23 protein-coding genes are annotated in these 21,998 nt (G+C 61.4%); 10 read left to right on the forward strand and 13 right to left on the reverse strand.

The window, feature by feature from the left end:
• Positions 1 to 6: 6 nt before the first annotated feature.
• Both KI611_RS09115 and KI611_RS09120 read right to left on the reverse strand, forming a co-directional pair.
• Positions 7 to 540 (reverse strand): response regulator transcription factor, encoded by a 534-nt coding sequence (locus KI611_RS09115; protein ID WP_226419503.1) that lies wholly within the window; start codon positions 538 to 540, stop codon positions 7 to 9.
• On the reverse strand, positions 537 to 1,796 hold the full coding sequence (locus KI611_RS09120) for an ATP-binding protein (protein ID WP_226419504.1): 1,260 nt from the start codon (positions 1,794 to 1,796) through the stop codon (positions 537 to 539). The genes KI611_RS09115 and KI611_RS09120 overlap by 4 nt, the downstream gene beginning before the upstream one ends.
• A gap of 86 nt (positions 1,797 to 1,882) precedes the next feature.
• On the opposite strand from KI611_RS09120, the gene KI611_RS09125 reads away from it, so the two are divergent.
• Both KI611_RS09125 and KI611_RS09130 read left to right on the forward strand, forming a co-directional pair.
• Positions 1,883 to 2,545 carry a c-type cytochrome gene (locus KI611_RS09125; protein WP_226419505.1) on the forward strand — a complete coding sequence of 221 codons (663 nt, stop codon included), beginning with the start codon at positions 1,883 to 1,885 and terminating at the stop codon, positions 2,543 to 2,545.
• Complete coding sequence (locus KI611_RS09130) at positions 2,542 to 2,877, forward strand: hypothetical protein (RefSeq protein ID WP_226419506.1); 336 nt, start codon at positions 2,542 to 2,544, stop codon at positions 2,875 to 2,877. Before KI611_RS09125 ends, KI611_RS09130 begins: the two co-directional genes overlap by 4 nt.
• A 6-nt stretch (positions 2,878 to 2,883) precedes the next feature.
• Here the strand turns inward: KI611_RS09130 and KI611_RS09135 are convergent, their stop codons facing one another.
• Genes KI611_RS09135 through KI611_RS09160 form a run of 6 tightly spaced genes read right to left on the reverse strand, consistent with a single transcriptional unit; the run spans position 2,884 to position 7,509 of the window.
• On the reverse strand, positions 2,884 to 3,432 hold the full coding sequence (locus KI611_RS09135; RefSeq protein WP_226419507.1) for a methyltransferase family protein: 549 nt from the start codon (positions 3,430 to 3,432) through the stop codon (positions 2,884 to 2,886).
• A gap of 4 nt (positions 3,433 to 3,436) precedes the next feature.
• Positions 3,437 to 4,738, reverse strand: a complete 1,302-nt coding sequence (locus KI611_RS09140) for a M18 family aminopeptidase (protein WP_226419508.1) — start codon at positions 4,736 to 4,738, stop codon at positions 3,437 to 3,439.
• Positions 4,735 to 5,628, reverse strand: coding sequence for an esterase/lipase family protein (locus KI611_RS09145; RefSeq protein ID WP_226419509.1), 894 nt, complete (start codon positions 5,626 to 5,628; stop codon positions 4,735 to 4,737). The genes KI611_RS09140 and KI611_RS09145 overlap by 4 nt, the downstream gene beginning before the upstream one ends.
• A 6-nt stretch (positions 5,629 to 5,634) precedes the next feature.
• Positions 5,635 to 6,348 (reverse strand): DNA polymerase III subunit epsilon, encoded by a 714-nt coding sequence (gene dnaQ, locus KI611_RS09150; RefSeq protein ID WP_226419510.1) that lies wholly within the window; start codon positions 6,346 to 6,348, stop codon positions 5,635 to 5,637.
• Positions 6,345 to 6,803: a ribonuclease HI gene (gene rnhA, locus KI611_RS09155; RefSeq protein WP_226419511.1), complete on the reverse strand. Its 459-nt coding sequence runs from the start codon at positions 6,801 to 6,803 to the stop codon at positions 6,345 to 6,347. The genes dnaQ and rnhA overlap by 4 nt, the downstream gene beginning before the upstream one ends.
• Positions 6,793 to 7,509 carry a class I SAM-dependent methyltransferase gene (locus tag KI611_RS09160; protein ID WP_226419892.1) on the reverse strand — a complete coding sequence of 239 codons (717 nt, stop codon included), beginning with the start codon at positions 7,507 to 7,509 and terminating at the stop codon, positions 6,793 to 6,795. Before KI611_RS09160 ends, rnhA begins: the two co-directional genes overlap by 11 nt.
• A gap of 28 nt (positions 7,510 to 7,537) precedes the next feature.
• On the opposite strand from KI611_RS09160, the gene gloB reads away from it, so the two are divergent.
• Positions 7,538 to 8,320 carry a hydroxyacylglutathione hydrolase gene (gloB, locus tag KI611_RS09165; protein ID WP_226419512.1) on the forward strand — a complete coding sequence of 261 codons (783 nt, stop codon included), beginning with the start codon at positions 7,538 to 7,540 and terminating at the stop codon, positions 8,318 to 8,320.
• Here the strand turns inward: gloB and KI611_RS09170 are convergent.
• From KI611_RS09170 to KI611_RS09180, 3 genes are read right to left on the reverse strand one after another with little or no spacing between them, the layout of a single operon-like run.
• Positions 8,317 to 8,709 carry a response regulator gene (locus tag KI611_RS09170; protein WP_226419513.1) on the reverse strand — a complete coding sequence of 131 codons (393 nt, stop codon included), beginning with the start codon at positions 8,707 to 8,709 and terminating at the stop codon, positions 8,317 to 8,319. The genes gloB and KI611_RS09170 overlap by 4 nt on opposite strands.
• Positions 8,710 to 8,712: 3 nt before the next feature.
• Complete coding sequence (locus KI611_RS09175) at positions 8,713 to 9,663, reverse strand: diguanylate cyclase (RefSeq protein ID WP_226419514.1); 951 nt, start codon at positions 9,661 to 9,663, stop codon at positions 8,713 to 8,715.
• Between the two features lie 30 nt (positions 9,664 to 9,693).
• Positions 9,694 to 10,092: a hypothetical protein gene (locus tag KI611_RS09180; protein WP_226419515.1), complete on the reverse strand. Its 399-nt coding sequence runs from the start codon at positions 10,090 to 10,092 to the stop codon at positions 9,694 to 9,696.
• 72 nt (positions 10,093 to 10,164) lie between these two features.
• On the opposite strand from KI611_RS09180, the gene KI611_RS09185 reads away from it, so the two are divergent.
• Genes KI611_RS09185 through KI611_RS09200 form a run of 4 tightly spaced genes read left to right on the forward strand, consistent with a single transcriptional unit; the run spans position 10,165 to position 17,671 of the window.
• Positions 10,165 to 13,533 (forward strand): DUF748 domain-containing protein, encoded by a 3,369-nt coding sequence (locus KI611_RS09185; RefSeq protein ID WP_226419516.1) that lies wholly within the window; start codon positions 10,165 to 10,167, stop codon positions 13,531 to 13,533.
• A 7-nt stretch (positions 13,534 to 13,540) separates the two neighbouring features.
• Entirely contained in the window at positions 13,541 to 14,875 is a 1,335-nt protein-coding gene (gene rmuC, locus KI611_RS09190; protein WP_226419517.1) for a DNA recombination protein RmuC, read from the forward strand.
• Complete coding sequence (locus KI611_RS09195; protein ID WP_226419518.1) at positions 14,868 to 15,290, forward strand: DUF3293 domain-containing protein; 423 nt, start codon at positions 14,868 to 14,870, stop codon at positions 15,288 to 15,290. Before rmuC ends, KI611_RS09195 begins: the two co-directional genes overlap by 8 nt.
• On the forward strand, positions 15,287 to 17,671 hold the full coding sequence (locus KI611_RS09200) for a serine/threonine protein kinase (protein ID WP_226419519.1): 2,385 nt from the start codon (positions 15,287 to 15,289) through the stop codon (positions 17,669 to 17,671). Before KI611_RS09195 ends, KI611_RS09200 begins: the two co-directional genes overlap by 4 nt.
• Here KI611_RS09200 and KI611_RS09205 read toward each other — a convergent pair whose 3' ends face one another.
• Entirely contained in the window at positions 17,672 to 18,499 is an 828-nt protein-coding gene (locus tag KI611_RS09205; RefSeq protein ID WP_226419520.1) for an outer membrane protein assembly factor BamD, read from the reverse strand.
• Here KI611_RS09205 and rluD point away from each other — a divergent pair.
• Positions 18,498 to 19,454: a 23S rRNA pseudouridine(1911/1915/1917) synthase RluD gene (gene rluD / locus KI611_RS09210; RefSeq protein ID WP_226419521.1), complete on the forward strand. Its 957-nt coding sequence runs from the start codon at positions 18,498 to 18,500 to the stop codon at positions 19,452 to 19,454. The two genes, KI611_RS09205 and rluD, sit on opposite strands and share 2 nt — an antisense overlap.
• A complete protein-coding gene (pgeF, locus tag KI611_RS09215) occupies positions 19,447 to 20,175 on the forward strand; it encodes a peptidoglycan editing factor PgeF (protein ID WP_226419522.1) in 729 nt (242 codons plus the stop codon). The genes rluD and pgeF overlap by 8 nt, the downstream gene beginning before the upstream one ends.
• 64 nt (positions 20,176 to 20,239) lie before the next feature.
• On the opposite strand, the gene KI611_RS09220 is transcribed toward pgeF, so the two are convergent.
• Positions 20,240 to 20,608, reverse strand: a complete 369-nt coding sequence (locus KI611_RS09220) for a hypothetical protein (RefSeq protein ID WP_226419523.1) — start codon at positions 20,606 to 20,608, stop codon at positions 20,240 to 20,242.
• A gap of 444 nt (positions 20,609 to 21,052) precedes the next feature.
• On the opposite strand from KI611_RS09220, the gene KI611_RS09225 reads away from it, so the two are divergent.
• Positions 21,053 to 21,919, forward strand: coding sequence for a PA4780 family RIO1-like protein kinase (locus KI611_RS09225; RefSeq protein WP_226419524.1), 867 nt, complete (start codon positions 21,053 to 21,055; stop codon positions 21,917 to 21,919).
• Positions 21,920 to 21,998: the final 79 nt, after the last annotated feature.

Here is a 21,998-nt window from a genome sequence, read left to right on the forward strand (position 1 = left end):
GCGACTTCAGGTCCTGACCGGACGTTTCGACAGCTTGCGCTGCAGTGTCCGGCGATGCATCTTCAGGGCGCGGGCGGTGGCGGAAATATTGCCATCGTTCTCGTTGAGGACCCGCTGGATATGTTCCCACTCCAGACGGTCGACCGATAGCGGCTCATCCGATGCCGGCAGATCGAGATCCGGTCCATCGCTGTCTTCGAAGGCGGCGAGGATGGCCTCGATTTCGACCGGTTTAGCCAGATATTGCACGGCGCCCAGCTTGACGGCGTCGACGGCGGTGGCAATGCTGGCATAGCCGGTTAGCACGACGATGCGGCAGTCCGGGTTGATGGCCAGCAATTCGGGAATCAGCGCCAGTCCTGAACTGCCGTTCAAGTTGAGGTCGAGGACCACCTGGCCGGCTCCGGTCTGGCGGGCCAGTTCACGGGCCGAACCGACGTCTAAGGCACCGCACGCGGGGTGGCCGCGTCGCTCCAGCGTACGGATCAGGATGGCATTGAAGCTGGGGTCATCATCGATGACCAGGGTCATTTCGCTCATTGGCTTGTCTGCGGTAGTTCGATGCGGGCGAGGGCGCCGCCATCGTCGGGGTTGATCAGGGTCAGGTGGCCGCCCAGTTGCTCGATGGCGGTGCTGGTCAGCAGCAGGCCGACGCCGCTGCCGCCGGTATGGGCCGGGAAACTGTCGTGGCCGCCATGCTCGAGCACGGTGGGCGGAAAGCCCGGGCCGTGATCGCGAATCTCGATGCACAGGTTCTGGCTGCACCAGCTGAGGCGGATTTCCAGCGGGGTCGCGGTGGCGTTGGCGGCGTTGTTCAACAGGTTGAACACGGCCTGCTCAAGCCGGGGGTCGGCGACGATGAGCGGTGCCGGGCCGTCGCTGCCGATGATCAGCCGGCTGCCCGATTGTGGACGGGCGGCGTGCCAATGCTGGCGTACCCCGTCGAGCCAGCGGTCGGCAGGTTGGCTGGCGGTGTTTTCCAGGCGCTCGGCACCGGCCCGCCGGGAGAGGCCGGTGATGATTTCCTTGCAGACGCCGATTTGCTGGCGGAGCAGCGCGATGTCGTCGCGGGTTGCTGCATTGAGCGTCGGATCGTTGGCCAGTTCGCCGGTGAGCAGCGCCATGGTGGCGAGCGGCGTGCCGAGTTCGTGGGCGGCGCCGGCGGCCAGCGTGCCCATCGCCATTACCCTTTCATCGCGCAAGGCCTGTTCGCGGGCCGCCGCCAGTTCGGCATCGCGTTGGCGAATCAGGCGCGTCATGCGGACCGCGAAGACGGCAATCATCGCCGCCGAAACGGCAAAGGTCAGCCACATACCGATCAGGTGCAACCGGGTGGCACGGTTGGCGTCGGGCATCGGCATCGGGACGTAGTAGACCATCAGCAGCGAATAGGCCGTAATGGCAATGCTGCATACGGCAAAAACGCTACGCGCCGGCAAGGTCAGTGCAGCGATGGCGACTGGTGGCAGGAGTAGCGAAACCAGTGGGTTGGTGGCCCCGCCGCTGAAAAAAACCAGGGCGCCGAGCGAGGCGATGTCGACCAGCAACTGGCTGAGCAGTTCGTGACTGGTTGCACTGCTGGCCTGCCTGAGCCGCCACTGGACTAGGCCATTGAACAGGGCGGCGACACCGATGATGCCAAGTAGCGGGCTTTGCGGCAGCGGAATGTCGAGGGCGCCGGGAACAAAGAGCACGAGCAGCGTCACGATGGTCAGCACGGCCCAGCGACTGGCAACCAGACGGCGCAGGTTGGCCAGATGGTCGAGGCCGCTAGCGGTGCTGGAAATAAATGGCATGGGCGCAATTATGCGTGATTTGTGTCAATTTAAACTTGCCTGGTCGGTGTGACAATTCGCCGCAGGTCTTTCTCGGATTTCATTGCATGCTGCTACGTACTTTCATTCCTCTGGCGTTGCTTGCCGTCTTGTTCGCCAGCCCGGTCGGCGCGGTCGACCTCGACAAAGGCAAGGAAATCAACGGCACCTGTGCGGCATGCCACGGTGAATTCGGCCAGGGTGGCAAGAAGGGCGAATACCCGCGCATCGCCGGCCAACGGGTGAAGTATCTCGAGAATCAACTGAACAGTTTCCGGGCGCGAACGCGGCTGAATATCCCGATGTTTCCGTATACCCAGGAACGCGAGCTGTCGGACGACGACATTAAGGACGTCGCGGCTTATCTGGCCGGGGTCGAATTGCCGACCCGGATGCCGAACTTCGTTGGCAATGAGGATGCGCTGACCCGTTTGCTGATGGTCGATAAAGTGATGATCATTCCGCGGGCCGAAGGCGATATCGAGAATGGCGGCAAAATCTACCAGAAGCAGTGCGTCGCCTGCCATGCCAAGACCGGCAAGGGGCGCGGCATGTTCCCGATGCTGGTTGGCCAATACACCAGCTATTTGAAACGCCAGGTCGGTCTCTATCTGAAGGGCGACCGGCCGCACGACGAGGAGGGCGTGGTTGGCGTGCTGAATGGCTTGAAGCCGGCTGAAATTCAGGACATCCTTGCCTATCTGACCACACTCCAGGAGCCGCAGGAATGAAACACCTGATTGTCGCCATGCTTGGCGTCGCCGTTATGCAGACGGCTTGGGCCCATGGCCATGCCGGACCGATCGATGACAGCATGCCGGATGCCCAGCGCATCCGCTTCTGCGAACGGGTGCGCGATCATGCGCTGCAGGCTTTCTACAATCGCGATAAAGGCCGGCCGATGAAGCTGTTCGACGAAGATGGCAGTGACGGGGCGCGGATCACCAACCACATCATCCGCCGGATCTACGCCGAGCCGCAGATTTCCAGTCCGAAGAAGGCCGAGGTCTTTGGCCGGGGGACCTGTAACGAAATGATGGGAACCAAGCTCCCGGCTGACTGAGGTTGGTTAAAACAGGCCGGGAATGAAGCGCCTGGTCTGCTGCATGTAGTCGGCGTAGGCCGGGCCGAAATAATTCAGGCATTCCTGTTCGTCGGCCTTGGCGGTCAGCACGAGGAAATACGAGCAAAGGACGGCGATGCCCGTGCCGAGCCATGACGGGTCCTGGAAATAGGCGCCCCAGGTGAGCGCCAGCAGCGAGGCATACATCGGGTGGCGGATGTATTTGTAGATGCCGCTGGTCACCAGCGTGGTCGTCTTCTCGAACGTGTACAGCGTCTGGTCTTCCCGTTGTTCGCTGGCCTTGCCGAGTTTGCGCAGGCGGCTCAAGCCCTGCTGGACGAGAAAGATACTGAGCAGCATCAGCAGCCAGGAGGTGAACTGGTGCGGCGAATAAGGCTCGGTACCCCAGACGCCGTGGTTGAGGACGAGCAGGCCGAGAATCGCTTCCCAGACGAAAAAGCGATAGAAGCCATGGCGTCCGGGTTGGACAATCGATTTGCGGGAAAGCCACAAGACAATCGCCGAGCCAACGATAAAAGCAAGTATGTCCAGCATGATCTCAGCCTGAAAAAGCCGCGCCGAGCGCGGCGGTCATGTAGGTATGGTCGAGGACCCCGGCGCTTTCGCGAATGCTGTGCATGGCCCACATCGGCGAGCCGACGTCGACGCTGGCAATACCCAGGCGCGCCGCGACGATCGGGCCGATCGTGCTGCCGCAGCCGAGATCGGTACGGTGGGCATATTGCTGCCAGGGCACCCCGGCTTTTTCGCAGATCGCCATGAAGCGCGCCGCCGTGTCGGCGTCGGTGCTGTAGCGCTGGTTGGCATTGCATTTGATGACCGGGCCGGCATTGACGGTAACGCGGTGGCCGGGTTCGTAGGCGGCCGGGAAATTGGGGTGCCAGGCGTGCGCCATGTCGGCGCTGATGAAAAAGCTGCGGGCCAGCATTCGGCGATGGTCTTCGCTATCCAGTCCAGCACTGGCAGAGAGCCGGCCGATGACATCGGCGACGAAGCTGCCGCCGGCCCCGACGGCGCTTTCGCTGCCCACCTCTTCATGATCGAAAAAGGCGCACAGGCAGGTGGCCGGGGGATTGACGGTGGCCAGCAGAGCGCTTAACGCGGCATGGCAGGAGGCCAGATTGTCGAGCTGGCTGTCGGCAATGAATTCGCGGTCGACTCCCCAGAAGCTGCCTTTCTGGGTGTCGTAGGCATTCAGCTCCCAGCTCAGCAGATCGGCCGCAGCGACGCCGAGTGCCTCGGCAATCGGCTGGCGGAAGCGGGTCTCCGCGCCGGCCTCATCGGAAACGCCGAGCAGCAGCGGCAGTTCGGTTTGCTTGTTGAACTTGAGGCCGTTTTCGTTGACCTCGCGGTTCATGTGGATGGCCAGGTTGGGCAGACGGAGCAGGGGTTCATCGAAACGGAGCAAGCGAGTGGCAAAGCCGCCCGGGGTGCGGACATTGACCCGACCGGCCAGCGACAGATCGCGGTCGGCGAAGGTGGCGAGGAGCGGTCCGCCGTAAACCTCGACGCCGAGGCGCACCATGCCCTGCGCATCTTCGCCCGGTTTCGGCTTGAGGCGCAGGCCGGGCGAATCGGTATGCGCGCCGATCAGGCGCAGACCGGTCTCGGCCGCCGACTGGGCGCCGATGATGAAGGCGATGATCGAAGAACCACCGCGGACGACGTAGTAACGCCCGCCGGCTTGCAGCGACCAGCGGTCGACTTCGAGCAATGGCGCAAAGCCGGCCGCTTGCAGGCGGATTTCGCAGGTCTGGACGGCATGCCACGGGCTGGGGCTGGCATCGATGAAGGCGAGCAGGTCGGTGGCCTGGGCGCGCGTTGAGTCGGGTATCTTCATGGCATGGTTTTTCGTTCGTCTCGATATGCTTTTAGCACGATGTCGGCGACTTTTCCATCGTAAAGCATGGCCAGGTGGCCGACCGGCGGCAACTCGACGTCCTTGGCGCCAGGCTGGCGCTGGTTGTCCTGCGGCATGGCGAAATTGTCATAGGGGTTGCGCAGGCTGACGGCCGGTATTTGCAGTTTTTCGCTGGCCATATCGCGTAGCCATAGCGAATCGGGCTCCATTTCCCGCGCGTTCTGGCCGATGCCGAGGCGGGCGAGTGCGGAGCCGGCGTGCGGCGTGGCCAGCGTGATCAGCCGGTCGACCCGGGCGATGCCGTGGCGGGCCAGATAGGAGCGGCAGACCAGCCCGCCCATGCTGTGGCCGAGCAGGGTCACCTGCTTGCTGCCGGTGGCGGCGCAGACTGCTTCGATACGCAGGTTCAATTGCGGCACCAGCTTGCCGATGCTGGTGTAGGGCGGGACCAGGCTGAGCGTGGCGACGGTGTGGCCGGCCGCTTCCAGGCGTCGGCGCAGCAGCCACCACACGCCGCGGCTGCAGCCGTAGCCATGGACCAGCAGGATCGGGCGGCGACCGGTTGGCAAGCGGTCGGCCGGCATCCATAGCCGCTCGAAGGGGATGACCAGCACAAAGGTGAACAGGAAGGCGAGGTATTCGCCAAACATCATGCGGGTCTTGGTCGCCAGATTCAGGTGCGGGGCCGGCGACGCATAGGCCATGCCGAATATCCAGGTGACGGCGATGATGCCGGCACGCAGCCCGAGCAGGCCGCCGATGGCGCCGACAATGGCGGCGGACCAGTCGAGGTCGAGCCAGAGACGGCCGATGGCCAGGTAGCCGGCGACTTCCAGCGCAAGCCAGATGAGCAGGGAGAGCGGAACCATCCGTACTCAGGCCGCCGCGTCGGGCTTGGGCAGCCAGACGCAAGCGCCTTTCGATTCCTTGTCGATACCGGCCAGTACGCGATCATGCTCGGCAACTTCGTCCGGTGCGGCACGGCAGACGATCAGCGGCTTGCGCTGGCGGGCGATGCCATCGGCGCCGAGCTGCGGGCGGACTTCGGCATCCGGTTCGATCATCAGGCTGTTCTGGCCGCGCGTCATGGCCAGGAAGACATCGGCCAGCAGCTCGGTGTCGAGCAGCGCGCCGTGCAGCGTGCGGCCCGAGTTGTCGATTTCGTAGCGGTCGCACAAGGCATCGAGGCTATTGCGCTTGCCCGGGTGCAGCTCCTTCGCCATCTTCAAGGTGTCGGTGACGCCGCTGCAGATGGTTTCGACCGGTACACGGTCGAGGCGGCGCAGTTCGGAGTTCAGGAAACCGAGGTCGAAAGGCGCGTTGTGGATGATCAGCTCGGCACCGCTGATGAATTCGAGGAACTCGTCGGCGATGTCGGCAAATTTCGGTTTGTCGGCGAGGAATTCGAGGGTGATGCCATGCACCGCCTGGGCGCCTTCATCGATTTCGCGCTCGGGATTGGTGTATTTGTGCAAGTGGCGGCCGGTCAGCCGGCGATTGATCATCTCGATGCAGGCGACTTCGATGATGCGATGGCCGGAGCGCGGGTCGAGGCCGGTGGTTTCGGTATCGAGAACGATCTGTCTCATGCTGCTCTCCCGCTTTTCAATTCGTCGATGCCGCGATTGGCCAAGGCGTCGGCCCGTTCGTTCTCCGGGTGGCCGGCATGGCCCTTGACCCAGATCCATTCCAGCTTGTGCTGTTTGACCTGGAGATCGAGGCGTTGCCACAGGTCGGCATTCTTCACCGGTTTCTTGTCAGCTGTTTTCCAGCCATTGCGCTTCCAGCCGTGGATCCACTCGCTGATGCCTTTCAGCACATACTGCGAGTCGGTATAGACCCTGGCATTGACCGGGCGCTTGAGCGATTCGATGGCACGGATCGCCGCCGTCAGTTCCATCCGGTTGTTGGTGGTTTCCTTCTCGCCGCCCCACAATTCCTTTTCGTTCTGGCCGAGGCGCAGGACAGCCCCCCAACCGCCTGGGCCGGGGTTGCCCCGGCAGGCACCATCGGTGTAAATCTCTACAGTCTCTTCAGTGGCCATGGCCTTCCTTGTGTGTGACCGGGCGCAGCGCCTTGGCGCGCACCGCTTTTTTTCGCCAATCGGGGGTGATCAATCGCATGCCATGGACCCGCTTGATGGCCCGCAGCAGATAGACACCGCCGGAAAAACTCCACCAGCGTTCGCCGGCAGATTCGATGAAATGCCAGCGGCGCAGCCATTTCTGCTGGATGAACGGCGGCGCGTAGCAGCCGAGCGTGCCGCGGTCGACCTCGAAGCCGAGCAGTTGCAGCCAGTCGGCCAGACGGGTGATCGAAAGGTAGTTGCCATTCCAGGGAAAGTCGCCGGAGCGATCGAGCTTTTGCTTCAGCCCCCACAGCGAGAGGGGATTGAACCCGACGATCACGACCTGACCTTCGGGAATCAGGATGCGTTCGACCTCGCGCAGGATCTGGTGCGGGTCGGCGCTGAACTCGAGCACGTGTGGCAGGACGATCAGATCGGTGCTGTGCGAGGCGAAGGGCAGGGCGGTCATCTCGGACAGTACATCGACGGCGCCGAATTCCCCGGCCTTCTGGCGCAGCGGAATGCGGTTGGCGCGCAGGAAATCGTATTGCGGCATGCCGATCTGCAGGGCGTTGAAACCGAAAATGTCGGCGACGGCCTCGTCCAGCTTGCGCTGCTCCCAGTCCATCACATAACGCCCTTGCGCCGAACCCAGCCAGGAATCGAAGCCGGGAATTGACATCCGGCATTCCTGGCTTGATAGTTCCGACATGTTTGACGTCTCCTTCATTCCCGCCTTCAAGGATAATTACATCTGGCTGCTGACCCGGGGCGACCGTGCTTTTGTCGTCGATCCCGGCGATGCCGAGCCGGTGCTGCGCCGGCTGGCAGCCGATCGGCTAAGCCTGGAGGGCATCCTGATCACGCATCACCATGCCGACCATCAGGGCGGCGTCGCCGAGCTGAAAAAACGCTTCCCGGTCGAGGTTTTTGCGCCGGAGGCCGAGTCTATCACAGGCTGTACCCGACCCTTGCGCGGTGGCGAAAGCATCGCGGTGCTCGGGCAGCAGGTCAGTGTGATGGCGGTTCCCGGCCATACGCTGGGCCATCTCGCCTACCACGCACCGGGTCGGCTGTTCTGTGGCGACACCCTGTTCGGCGCCGGGTGCGGTCGGCTGTTCGAAGGCACGCCGGCGCAGATGGCCGCATCGCTCGATAGCATCGCGGCCTTGCCGGACGACACCCTGATCTACTGCGCCCACGAATACACCGAGATGAATCTGCGCTTCGCGCTGGCCGTCGAGCCGGAAAATCCGGCGCTGTTGCAGCGGGTCGGCGAGGTTGCAGCGCAGCGGGCCGCCGGTCTGCCGAGCGTGCCCTCGACCCTGGGCGAGGAAAAGGCGACCAATCCCTTCCTGCGCTGTGCTGAGGCAGCTGTGATCGCGGCCGGGATGCGGCACGCTGGCTTCGCTGAGAATGCCGCTACGGCGACGATAGTTCCGTCAAGAACGGAAATCTTTACGGCCATCCGGAGCTGGCGGAACAGCTTCTAAGTCGTTCTCTGGCCGATCCGTCCGGCCACTTTTCCCAGGGCATCGAGTACCCGGGCCGCATTGAACGGCTTGATGATGAAGCCGGCCGCGCCGTTCAGGATAGCTTCCTGAACGGTGTCCGGATGGGCGTTGCCGGTAATCATCACGACTTCGGTTTCGGGGCGGGCCGCCTTGATCTCGCCGAGCGCTTCGAGGCCGCTCTTCTCGGGCATGACGACATCGAGACAGACGATGTCCGGTTTCAGGCGCTCGGCCATCTCGATCGCGGCATTGCCATTGCGGGCTTCGCCGATGACCTCGTATTTTTCGCCGCGCACTATGCTGCGCAGGAGGGTTCGCATGATGTCGTTATCGTCGACGATCAGTATGGAAATCAGTTTCTTAGCCATTTTTCAAGGGCTGGATAGCTTGTCAAAGCGGCATACCCGGTCGCGGCCCTCGTCCTTGGCCTTGTAGAGGGCCTGATCGGCAGCCTTGATCAGTTCTTCGGCCGAGTTGTCGGCGTCGGGCGTCGCGGCGGCGATACCGATACTCAGCGTTACCCGGCCCAGTTGCGAGGCGGAGTGCGGGATGTTCAACTGATGGATGGCGTGCCGGATTTTCTCGGCGACGAAGAGCGTGCCGCCAATTGCCGTTTCCGGCAGGACAACGGCGAATTCCTCGCCGCCGTAGCGGGCGGCTATGTCGGAGGCGCGTTCCAGATTCGTGGCAATGGCGTTGGCCACCTGGCGCAGGCAGTCGTCGCCCGCCTGGTGGCCGTAAGTGTCGTTGTACAGCTTGAAGTGGTCGACGTCGCACATCAGCAGGGCGATGCTGGTGGCGCTACGGCGGGCCCGTCGCCACTCGCGCGAGATGTATTCGTCGAAGAAACGCCGATTGGCGATGCCGGTCAATCCGTCGCTGGCGGAGAGCCGCTTCAGCTCATGGTTGGCGGTGTCGAGCTTGCGGGCGAGCACGACCAGCGAGGTCCGCATCTGGATGATGCGCTGCATGGCGCGAATCTTGGCATTGAGTACCACCTGGCTGACCGGCTTGTGCAGGTAGTCGTCGCCGCCGGCTGAAATTCCCTTCTCGATATCTTCGTCCTTGCCGAGCGAGGAGAGGAAGATGATCGGCGTCCAGTCGCCCGGCTTCTCCATCGCCCGGATGCGCTGGGCGACCGCGAAGCCGTCGATGTCGGGAAGAATTACATCGAGCAGAACCATGTCCGGTTGTTCGCGGCTGAAGATCTCGACCGCCGTTTCGCCATTCTCGGCAGGGAGGGCGACGGCGCCGAATTGTTCAACGTACTGGGTAAGCACCAGCAGGTTGGAACGGCTGTCTTCGACGATCAGGATTTTCATGGTGGGTCGCAGGCTGGAGGCCGAGGCAGTCTAACGGCAATAGGTATTGAAGAAAATCAGTGCGGCGATGGCTATGCTGATCGCCGTCACCCCCCAGGCAATGCCCCAGAACAGTGTCTGGCGCGCCTGATGGTAGGCGCGGCGTTGCTTGAATTGAACATAGCGTTGCAGTTCGCCGAGCGTCAGCAGGGCCAGGAACAGGAAAAAAATCATCCCGCAAAACAAGAAAATGATCACGCCATTGGTCATTTCGCGGCAGGTGCTGGCCGAGTGCCGGATGAACAGCAATACCGAATCGGTTTTCAAGGCGTGGCTGCCGACCAGAAAGGCCAGCCAGGCAAACAGGACGATCAGGCCGATCGCCAGCCAGGTTTGCCAACGCTTCAGCTGGGCAAGGGCGTCCTTGATGTCTTCGATGATCCAGATCATTGTTATTGCCGCCTTCCCGGCGGTCCCGTTGTGCTAAATTTGCCAAATAAAATAAACCGACGGTAGATTAACATGGCACAGCAAACGGCACTCAATCAGCTAAAGATATCGCGCCTGAGCGCAGTCCTGAAATCCCCGCGCAGCCGGAAAATCGGCAAGTGGTTGGGTGGCTTTTTGCTGGTTTTTGGCCTGCTCGGCTATTTTGCCGCGCCGCCGCTGATTAAATACATTCTGGTGCAGCAGCTCGGGCAGGTCTTGCACCGCGAAGTCAGCGTCGGAACGATCGATATCAACCCCTATGCCTTGTCGGCCCGGGTCAGCGGCGTGTCGATCAAGGCCGAGGGCGGCAAGGAGGCGGCCGGTTTTGATGAGCTGTCCGTCAATCTGTCCTCAGCCTCGATTTTCAAGCTGGCGGTTGTCGTCGATGAATTCCGCCTGCAGGGTTTGCGGCTTGCCGTCGCCCGGGTTGGCGAGGGGCGCTACGACATTTCCGACCTGCTCGATGAATGGATGAAGCCGAAAGACGAACCGGACACCGGTACGCCGCGCTTCTCGCTGAATAACATCCAGTTGCTCGGGGGCAAGATCGTTTTCGATGATCAGCCGAAGGGCAAGGTGCATACGATCAGCGACATCAACCTGACGCTGCCTTTCGTTTCGAGCCTGCCTTACCAGGCCGAAGTGCTGGTTTTGCCCAGTTTTTCGGCGAATATCGATGGTTCTTCAATCGATCTGAAAGGGCGCAGCACACCGTTTACCGGCGACCACGAAAGCGAACTCGACCTTGACCTGGATCGCTTCGAGCTGGCGGGTATCCAGCCTTACCTGCCGGAGTCACTGCCGTTGCGTCTCGACTCCGGTACCGTCGATTCGGAGCTGAAGGTGCAGTTCAAGGAATTGTCCGATCAGGTATTTTCACTGGTCGTCGTCGGTAGCGCACATGTGTCCGGCCTGGCGCTGACCGAGCGTAATGGCCGGCCGTTAGTCGGCTGGAAGCGGCTGGATGTCGATCTCGACAAGGCCGACCTGACGAACCGGATGGTCGCCGTCAAACGGGTTGCACTGGACGGGCTGGAGGCCAGCCTGACGGTCAATCGGCAGGGTGAATTCAACCTTCTGGAGCTTGCCGACAAGCTGTCCCGGCCGGTGGCGCGGGCGCCGGAAGTCAAGCCGGAAAAGAAGCCGGAAGCGAAGCCAGCCGAAGACAAGGCGTTTGCCTGGTCGCTCGGCGAATTCGTTCTGAGCAATGGACTGGTGCGCTGGAAGGATGATTCCAACCTGACGCCGGTAGCCGGCGAGGTGCGCAAGCTGGAAGCCAGAGTTGGCAAGCTCGACAACAAACTGGCGGCGCCGATCACGATCAGCGAAGTGAGCTATCAGGTTGATCTTGGCGAACGCTTCCAGGTCGACAAGATGACCATCAAGGATATCCGGGTCGATCTGCCGGCGCATCGCGTCGACATCGGCGAAGTCAGCAACCAGCAGGCCCGGGCCCGCATGTTGCGTAACAAGGAGGGCAAGATCGAGTGGGTCAGCTCGCCGGTGCTGAAGACGATTCGGGCGACCGATGCCAAGGCCAATGACGTCAAGCCATGGATTGGCAATGTCGCCAAACTGACTGTTGACGATCTGGCTTTCCATTTCGAGGACCTGGCGACCAAACCGGCGGCAATTCAGGAGTTGGATGGATTCAGCCTGCGGGGCGAAAACCTGGGCAATGTGCCGGGCAAGAAGGGGCGCATCGGACTGCAGGGCAAGATCAACAAGCAAGGCAGCCTGAATGTCGATGGCTCGGTACAGCTGATGCCGCTCGATCTGGCGCTGCAGCTCGAAACGCAGTCGATTCCGCTCTTGCCGCTGCAGCCGTATTTCACCGAGCAACTGAACATCGCCTTGACCCGCGGTCAGGTCTCGAACAAGGGCGAGGCCATCGTGCAGATCGACAAGTCCGGCCTGAAGGCCTCCTACAAGGGGACGGCGACACTGGGCGACTTGCTGGCGGTCGACAAGCTGAACAATACCGATTTTCTGCGTTGGAAATCGCTTTTCCTGGGCGGCATCGATTTCCGCCTTGAGCCGATGACGATCAATGTCGGCGAAATTGCCTTGAGCGATTTCTACTCCAAATTGATTCTCAACCAGTCCGGTCGCCTGAATTTGCAGGATATCGTCAGGAAGCCGGAGGCCGGGGCCGTGCCGGTTACCACCGCGGCTGCCCGGCCGGCCGCTATTGCCGCGGCACCGGCCAAGGCGCCGCTGCCGATCAAGATCGGCAAGGTCACCTTGCAGAATGGCACGATCAATTTCTCGGATTTTTTCGTCAAGCCGAATTACACGGTCAATGTGACCAAGCTTGGCGGGCGCGTCACCGGCCTCTCCTCGGCGGCCGATACGGTAGCCGATCTCGATCTGCGCGGCAGCTATGCCAAATCGGCGCCGGTAAAGATCCAGGGCAAGCTGAATCCGCTGGCCGCCAAGTCCTATCTCGACATCAAGGCTGAGGTGAGCGGTGTCGATCTGGTCGGCTTCTCGCCATATTCCGGCAAATATGCCGGCTACAACATCGAGAAAGGCAAGCTTTCGCTCAATCTGGCCTACAAGCTGGAGAACAATCAACTGACCGCCGACAATAAGGTGTTCATCGACCAGTTTACTTTTGGCGAGCCGGTGGATAGTCCGGATGCGACCAAGCTGCCGGTCAATCTGGCTATTTCGTTGCTGAAGAACAACCGGGGCGAAATCGATATCAATCTGCCGATTGCCGGTTCGCTGGACGATCCGCAGTTTTCGGTCGGCGGGCTGATCGTCAAGGTCATCGTCAATCTCTTCGTCAAGGCCGTGACGTCGCCCTTCGCTTTGCTCGGATCGATGTTTGGTAGCGGCGAGGAGTTGTCGAATGTCGAATTTGCCGCCGGTCGGGGTGGCATCAATGAGTCGGCAAGCAAGACGCTGGAAACCCTGGCCAAGGCGCTCAATGAACGCGATGCACTGAAGCTGGAAATCGGTGGTCGGGCCGATCCGGTGACCGACAAGGAGGGGCTCAAACAGGTCGCCCTGGAGCGCGCGCTGCGCGTCGAAAAGCGCGGTGACCAGGCAAAGAGTGGCGATGCCGGCGATGGCACAGGCCGTCTCGACATCGCGCCGGAAGAATACAAGGTCTACCTGACCCGGGCCTACAAGGCCGCCAAGTTTCCCAAACCGCGCAACATCATCGGCCTGCAAAAGGATCTGCCGGTTGAGGAAATGGAGAAGCTGATGCTGGCCAACCTGCCGGCTACCGACGATGACGTTCGCCAATTGGCGCAGCGCCGGGCCGAGAACGTCCAGGTCTGGTTGATCGAACAGGGCAAGGTTGCAGCGGAACGTTTGTTCATCGTGCCGCCGAAAGTCGAGACGGACGAGAAGGGCAAGTCCAGTCGTGTCGATTTCTCACTGAAATAAGGCCAGCATGACCGAAACAATGGGCTTGGCCCTGATGGCTGGTGTAGTCGTCGTCATTTTGTTGCAGGCGGCGGTATTGTTGTGGGGGGCGCGCCACGACGATGGCGAAAAGCGTTTTCGTGCGCTGCAGGAAGCGCAGGACAAGGGGCTGGCCCGGCTTGAGCGTGAATTGCGCGAAGAGCTGGCGCGCGGTCGACGCGAGGATGCCGAGGAGTCGTTCCGTGATCGTGAGGAGCGGGCTCAGTCGGCCAATCTGCTCGGTCAGGCGGTAACGACCCAGGTCGGGCAGTTTGGCGCACTCCAGGCCGAGCGGCTGGAAGCCTTCGCCCGCGAACTGAACCGTTTTTCACTGGGTCTCGACGAACGTTTCGAGCGCCTGAAGTTGTCTGTCGAAGGGCGGTTGACTGCGATCCAGGCCGATAACGCCAGCCAGCTCGAAGAGATGCGCCGGACCGTCGATGAAAAGCTGCATGCGACGCTCGAGCAGCGCCTCGGCGAATCGTTCAAGCTGGTCAGCGAGCGGCTTGAACAAGTGCATCGCGGTCTCGGTGAAATGCAGACACTGGCGGCCGGGGTCGGCGATCTGAAACGGGTGCTGACCAATGTCAAGACGCGCGGCACCTGGGGCGAAGTCCAGTTGGCGGCACTGCTCGAACAGCTGCTGACGACAGATCAGTTTGCCGCCAATGTGGCAACCGTCCCGGGTAGCAACGAGCGGGTCGATTTTGCCATTCGCCTTCCCGGCAAGGATGACGGCGCCGTGGTCTGGTTGCCGATCGATGCCAAGTTTCCGATCGAGGATTATCAGCGGCTGCTCGATGCGCAGGAGCGGATCGATCCGGCGGCGGTCGAGGAAGCGGCAAAGGCGATTGAAACACGCCTGAAAAACGAGGCCAGGAGCATCCGCGACAAATACGTGGCGCCGCCGCATACGACTGATTTCGCCATGCTTTACCTGCCGATCGAGGGCTTGTATGCGGAAGCCTTGCGGCGTCCGGCGCTGGCCGAAACGCTACAACGCGATTACCGTGTCAGCCTGGCCGGGCCGACGACGTTGGCGGCGCTGCTCAACAGCCTGCAGATGGGCTTCCGGACGCTGGCTATCGAGCAGCGTTCGGCCGAAGTTTGGGCGGTGCTTGGTGCCGTCAAGACCGAGTTCGGCAAGTTTGGAGAGGCATTGGCCCACACCAAAAAGAAGCTCGATGAAGCGAGCAACAGTATCAGCAAGGCGGAAACCCGGACCCGGCAGTTGTCGCGCCGGTTGAAGGACGTCGAGGCCTTGCCGGTGGGCGAAGCGGAAAAATTGATCGGAGTGGCGGATTTTGAGGGTGAAGATGAGTGAACTGGATGCGGCCTACCGCGCGACAAGCTACCGGGTTTTTCTGCCGGGGGGGATTGTTGAATTGCGTATCGATCAGGCCAATGCGGCGCTGAACGCCTGGCTGAAGCAGACCGGATGCGCGATGTTTGCCGTCATCACCGCCTATAATCCCGGGGCGCAGCCGGTTCCGGCAGCGCTGAACGCCGAGCGGCAAGCGCAACTCGAGTGCGATTTGCTGGAGGGGAATTACGAACCCTATGCTGGTGAAAATGTCCCGGATAACGGGCGCGGGCCGGTCGAGGAAACCTGTTTCGTACCGGATATCACGCAGGAAGATGCCTGTGCGCTGGCCGCGGATTTTGGCCAGAACGCTATCGTCTACGGCGGCGCCGAAGGCATTCCACGTTTGATCTGGATAGAAGAAACTGAACAATGAGCAAGAAAATCGGCCGTTTTGAAGTGCTCCGTGAATTGGGCCGCGGCGCCCAGAGTACGGTCTATCTTGGCTTCGACCCCCAGTTGCAGCGGGAGATCGCCATCAAGACCATGCATTTCAACCGGCCCGACCCAACCCAGAACAGGGTTCTGCTCGACGAGGCGCGAACGGTCAGCAAGTTGCGCCATCCGAGTATCGTGCCGATCTATGAGGCCGGAGAGGAGGGCTGCGATCTCTATCTGGTCTTTGAATATGTGCCGGGCAAGAACCTCGGTGAATTCCTGCACGATAGCGGGGCGCTGTCGCCGGTCAAGGCGCTCGGCATCATGCGGCCGATTCTTGAGGCGGTATCCCACGCCCATGCCCAGGGGATCATCCATCGCGACCTGAAACCATCGAATATTTTGCTCGATGAAAACGGCACACCGCGCGTCATGGATTTCGGTATTGCCGCCCGGGTCGACGCACCTGGTGATAACGCCGGGGAATTTACCGGGACGCCGGCCTATATGGCGCCCGAATACATCGAACGGCGCGAAAGCAGCGAGCGGTCGGATGTCTTTGCTGCCGGCCTTGTCCTGTTCGAGATGTTGGCCGGCCGGCGTGCCATCGAAGGCAGCAATATTTTCCAGGTGATGCACCGCATCGCCAACGAGAATCTCCGGCTATCGGGTGATGCCGCGGTGGATGAGCGCTTGAGCAGTATCTTGTACAAGGCGCTGGCCCGCGATCCTTCTCTGCGTTACCAGACGGCGGCGCAGTTTGGCGAGGCGCTCGACAATTACCTAGCGCCGGAAGAGGACGCGACGCTGGGCGACGGCAAGCAGTCGACGCTGGACTTTTTGCTCCGCCGGATTCGTCACAAGAGCGACTTCCCGGCGCTCTCCGAGTCGGTCAGTGCGATCAACAAGATCGCCAACAGCGAGACGGAGAGCATCAACAAACTGTCGAATTCCATCCTCAAGGATTTCGCCTTGACCAACAAGCTGTTGCGCCTGGTCAATTCCGCCTATTTCCGGCCGGCTGGGGGCGGCAGCATCAGCACCGTATCACGAGCGGTGATCGTGCTCGGCTTCGAAGCCGTACGCAATATCGCCATTACCGTATTGCTCTTCGAACATCTGCAAAACAAGGCCAACGCCAACCAGCTCAAGGAGGATTTTCTGCGCGCCAACCTGGCCGGGATTCTCGCCAAGGACATCAGTGCCACAGCGCAGATGCGCGATCTCGAGCAGACCTTCATTTGCGCGCTGTTCCACAGCCTGGGGCGGCTGCTGTCGCAGTTCTATTTCCCCGAAGAGTCCGACGAGATCCGTCGCATCATGGAGCAGAAAAAATGCAGCGAAGACAGTGCCGCGCTGCAAGTGCTCGGTATCTCGTTCGAGGATATGGGCATCGCCATCGCTCGCCAGTGGGGGTTTCCATCACTGATTGTCGGCAGCATGCGCAAGCTGCCGGCCGGGGCGGTGAAGAAGGCGGTAACGCAGGAGGATCGCCTGCGCATGTTGTCGGCTTTGTCCAATGAGCTCTGCGACGTCATCGCCGAGGCTACGCCGGAAGCGCGCGACCGCGAATTGAAGAAGACGATGGCGCGGTTTTCGGCTGCCGTCTCGCTCGATCGGAACCAGATACAGCAGACCTTGCAACGGAGCATCGAGGAAGTGGCGGAGTTCGCCCGCATCATCCATCTCAACCTGCAGCAGACGACTTTCGGCAAGCAGATGCGTCAGTTTTCCCGGGGCGGAGAAGGCGGTAGCGTCGCGGTCGACGAGAACTCCGAGACGAATTTCCTGGAGGGGACGCTGCTCCGTGAAAACGATCCGCTCAGCGGCGCCGGTGGCGATTCAGGCGAGGCGGGCGGGCAGGTCGACGCCCAGTCGGTACTGACGGCCGGTATTCAGGACATCAGCAATACGCTGGTCGACGGTTTCAAGCTCAATGACATTTTGCGCATCATTCTTGAAACCATGTATCGGGCGATGGGCTTTCGGCGCGTCGTGCTGTGCATCCGCGATGCCAAGTCCGGCACCATGCAGGGGCGCTTCGGCTTCGGGCCGGAGGCCAACGAAGTGGCCAAGGCTTTCCGTTTTCCGCTGAGCTTTACGCCGGATATCTTTCATGCCGCGACCTCGAAGGGTGTTGACATCCTGATCAGCGACATCGACGACCCGAAGATTGCCGGGCGCATTCCGGAGTGGTTCCGCAAGGCCGTGCCGGCCCACTCTTTCGTGCTGTTTCCGCTGAATATCAAAGGCAACCCGGTGGCGTTGATTTACGCCGACCGGGATGAGCCGGGCGGGATTGAAATCCCGGAAAAGGAACTGTCGCTGCTTCGTACCCTGCGCAATCAGGCCGTTCTGGCCATCAAACAGGGTAGCTGATTACCAGAGCTTCCACCACGCCGTCTTGCGCTCCAGGCCATCCTTGTAGAAGCGGCTTTTCGGGAAGTTCTGGCGCATCACGCGCTCGGCGTCGTCGCGCAGGTCGGTCATGCCCATCTTGTCGTAGGCGGTGACCAGAATGAACATTGCTTCTTCGATGGCCGGCGCTTGCGGGTAAGTCTTGACCGCAAACTGGGCGCGATTGGCTGCGGCGATGTAGGCGCCACGCATGATGTAGTAGCGGCCGACGTGTACTTCCATCGAAGCCAGTGCATTGACCAGGTACTCCATGCGCTTGACGGCGTCCGGCGCGTATTTGCTGTTCGGGAAGCGGGTGACCAACTCACGGAAAGAATCGAAAGCTTCACGGGCCGCCTTGGGGTCGCGCTCGGTTGGGTCCTGCGAACTGATGTAGCCGAGCAGGCCGAGGTCTTCGTTGAAGTTGATCAGGCCCTTCAGGTAATAGACATAGTCGACGGCCGGATGGTTCGGGTGCAGCTTGATGAAGCGATCGCAGGCCGCGAGGGCCGAGCCGGGTTCATTGCTCTTCCAATATATATAGCCGAGTTCAAGCTGCGCCTGCTGGGCGAAGCGACCGTAGGGATAACGGGATTCGAGCTTTTCGAGATACTTGGCCGCCTTGTCCCAGGCGCCATCGGCCTGCGCATCCTTGGCCTCGGAGTAAAGCTTGCCGGCCGACCAGCCGACGGTTTCGTCAGGTGTATCGCCGAACGAACTGCATCCGGTGAGCACGGCGGCAACGAAAAGCGCAGTCAGCAGGTGGAAGAAGGCGGGAAAGTGCCGGAATGCGGCTAAACTTCGCATCATGAAAGATCCTATGGAAAACTCCGGCGATTATAGCCGAACTGAACCGCTTCACTTGACGGTTCCTGATGCCAGTTATGGCCGTCGCCTCGATCAGGTGCTGGCCGACATGCTGCCGCAACATTCACGCAACCGCCTGCAGGGATGGGTCCGCGACGGTTGTGTACAGGTTGATGACAAGGCCGAGACCGAGCCCAAACGCAAGCTGCTGGGCGGCGAGCGGCTGATTGTCAACGAGCCGCACGATGTTCGGAGTATTCCCGAGCAGCCCGAAGATATTCCGCTCGACATCGTTTTCGAAGACGAAACGCTAATCGTCATCAACAAGCCGGCCGGACTGGTTGTCCATCCGGGCAGCGGCAACTGGAGCGGCACGCTGATGAACGCGCTGTTGCACCACGTGCCGGCGATTGCCGAAGTGCCGCGGGCCGGCATCGTGCATCGCCTGGACAAGGACACCAGCGGTCTGTTGGTCGTCGCCAAAACGCTCGAGGCGCAGACCGATCTCGTCCGCCAATTGCAGGCCCGTACGGTCCGTCGGGTCTATCTGGCGCTTGCTGCGGGGGCAATAACGACGGGGGGCGGAATCGATTCGCCGATCGGCCGCCATCCGGTGCAGCGTATCAAGATGGCGGTGGTGCCGGAAAGTCGCGGTGGCAAGCCGGCGCTGACCTGGTTCCGGATCATGGAGAAATTTCCCTACTGCACCTTCATCGAGTGCTCGCTGGAAACCGGCCGGACGCACCAGATTCGCGTGCACATGGCATCGCTCCATCACCCGCTGGTCGGCGATCAGGTCTATGGCAAGCCCAATGCCAAGTTGCCGGTCTTTCCCCGGCAGGCGTTGCATGCGACGCGCCTTGGCCTGGTGCATCCGTTGTCCGGCTTCAAGATGCAATGGGAAGTGCCGATGCCGGAGGATATGCGCAATCTGCTCGACAGCTTGCGTAATGGCTGACCTGCTGGTTCCGGCGTGGCCGGCTCCGGCCAATGTGCGCGCCGTGCAGACGCTGCGTAGCGGCGGTTGCAGCCCGGCCCCCTGGGGTAGCTTTAACCTCGGTGATCATGTCGGCGACGACCCACGGCACGTTGCCGCCAACCGTGCGGCGCTGCGAAGGTTGTTGCCGGGTGAGCCGCTATGGTTGACGCAGGTGCATGGCATTGCCGTGGCCGATGCTGGCTCGCCGCCAGATTCCCTCGAAGCCGATGCTGCGTTCGCCCGCGTGCCCGGCCGTGTCTGCGCGGTCATGATAGCTGACTGTCTGCCGGTGCTGTTCTGCGATCGCGCGGGAACCGTGGTGGCTGCCGCCCATGCCGGCTGGCGTGGTTTGGTAGCGGGCGTCCTGGAGGCCACGATCAGCAAGATGGGCGTCCCGTCGGACGAGCTTCTGGTCTGGCTGGGGCCGGCTATCGGCCCGCAGCGGTTTGAGGTCGGCGACGAAGTCAGGGCTGCTTTTCTCGCCCATGATGCGGCTGCCGAAAGTGCATTTTTGCCTCAGCCGCAAGGCAAGTGGCTGGCTGATATCTACCAGCTGGCGCGCCAGCGTTTGCGGGCAGCCGGAGTCGGTTCGATCAGCGGCGGCGATTGCTGCACGGTATCCGATGTCAGCCGCTTTTTTTCCTATCGCCGCGATGGGGTGACGGGGCGTATGGCCAGCCTGATCTGGCTCGACAGTTAGGTTTCGCCAGCCCGCCTCGAACAGGGATTGGCCGGCTGTTTTCAGCTTTTCGCGGGAATCCCGGTTACTTGGTAATCGCGCTGTTTCTTCCGGAGAACTGATCGCTCAGTCTGAATGCCGCGTCGTCAAAGCGTCCCTGCGGGTGTTCCCGGCAATAGCGGCTGACGTACTGATCGATGGTGCCACTGGAAATAGTGGAAACTTGCTGGCTAGGTCGGGCGTAGTTGTGGCCGGTCAACAGGCCGCGCATCCAGGACAGGTAAATGGCCCGCTGATCGGTATCGTCTTTCGATGCCGTCCAGGCTTGGCAGCTCATGTCGTCGAAGCCGAGAATCTTCAGCGGAACTTGGGCGGATGAAGGGGGAGAGAGTATGGCGAGGCCGATGGCCGCCAGCGTGACTGCGGAAAATTTCGCAGACTTCCAGATTGTCATGCCCGAACTCCTGTAGCAAAAACATGAAGCAGATGACCGCTTCAGTCCCTGAACATACCCCCAACTGCCGATGCTTGGCAAATGCCGGGGCTCTTGAGTGCCCGTCTGGGCCTTGTTTCAGGGCCTGTCGGCCTTGATATGTTGGGTAGCCGGCAAGCGGTTTGTCTCGGATGGCAAATTGCGGCAGAGATTTGTCGGCGGGGCGAAAGGCAATCCGAAGCGATGACCGCGCTTAGCGTGTACACTCGGCAGTGGCTTCGTACTGGGAGGATCTTGCGTTCTTGGCACTTGGAGCATTTTACAGGCGTCAAATGTCATTTTTCGCTACTTTCACCGTACCAGGCAGGATCTACCGATGCATCCAATAAAACCCGTCGCGCCCGCAAAAATCGCCAAGCTATTCACGTTGCCTCGCACCTCCCGCATCGATTTCGGGGGGCGCCGATGAAAACCCCGAGCCGAATAGTGCCACTGGTCACCGATGGTCTGGTTGACAGGGTTCTCCGTCAACTGATGAGCGGCAAGGAGGCGATGGTCTACGTCGTTCAGTGCGGTGATGAAATACGCTGTGCCAAGGTCTATAAGGAAGCCAACAAGCGGAGCTTCCGGCAGGCGGTCGATTACACCGAGGGGCGCAAGATCAAGAACAGCCGGCAGGCGCGGGCGATGGAAAAAGGTTCGCGCTACGGGCGCCAGGAGCAGGAGGCCGCCTGGCAGCACGCCGAAGTCGATGCGCTGTATCGGCTTGCCGCAGCCGGTGTGCGCGTGCCAACGCCATACAATTTCCACGAAGGCGTGCTGCTGATGGAGCTGGTGGCCGACGAAGACGGTGAGCCGGCGCCGCGCCTCAACGACGTGGTGCTGAGCGACGAAGTCGCCCGCCAATTTCATGCCATCCTGCTGCGCCAGGTCGTGCGCATGCTCTGCGCCGGCATCGTGCACGGCGATCTCTCCGAATACAACGTACTGGTCGATAGCGAGGGGCCGGTCATCATCGATCTGCCGCAGGCGATCGATGCTGCAGCCAACAACAACGCCAGCCGGATGCTCGAGCGTGACGTCGATAACCTCGCGGCCTATTTTGGCCAGTTTGCTCCCGAACTGCTGACGACCAGCTATGGCAAGGAAATCTGGTCGCTCTACGAAACCGGCAAACTCCACCCGGAGAGCGAACTGACGGGGGTTTTCAAGCCGGAAGAGACGTTGGCCGACCTCAACGAGGTGATGCAGATTATCGATGCGGCGAGCGATGAGGATGCGGCCCGCCGGGCGCGCAAGGAAGCCGCCAGGCACGGCGACCTATCCGGCTGACCGACGGCAAACATGCCGATGTGGATTGCCCAAGGCCGGTCGCTCATTCAGCCAAATGGCAGCAGCGGCGTATAATCCG

The sequence above is a fragment of the Dechloromonas denitrificans genome (assembly GCF_020510685.1).
Taxonomy (GTDB): Bacteria; Pseudomonadota; Gammaproteobacteria; order Burkholderiales; family Rhodocyclaceae; genus Azonexus; species Azonexus denitrificans_A.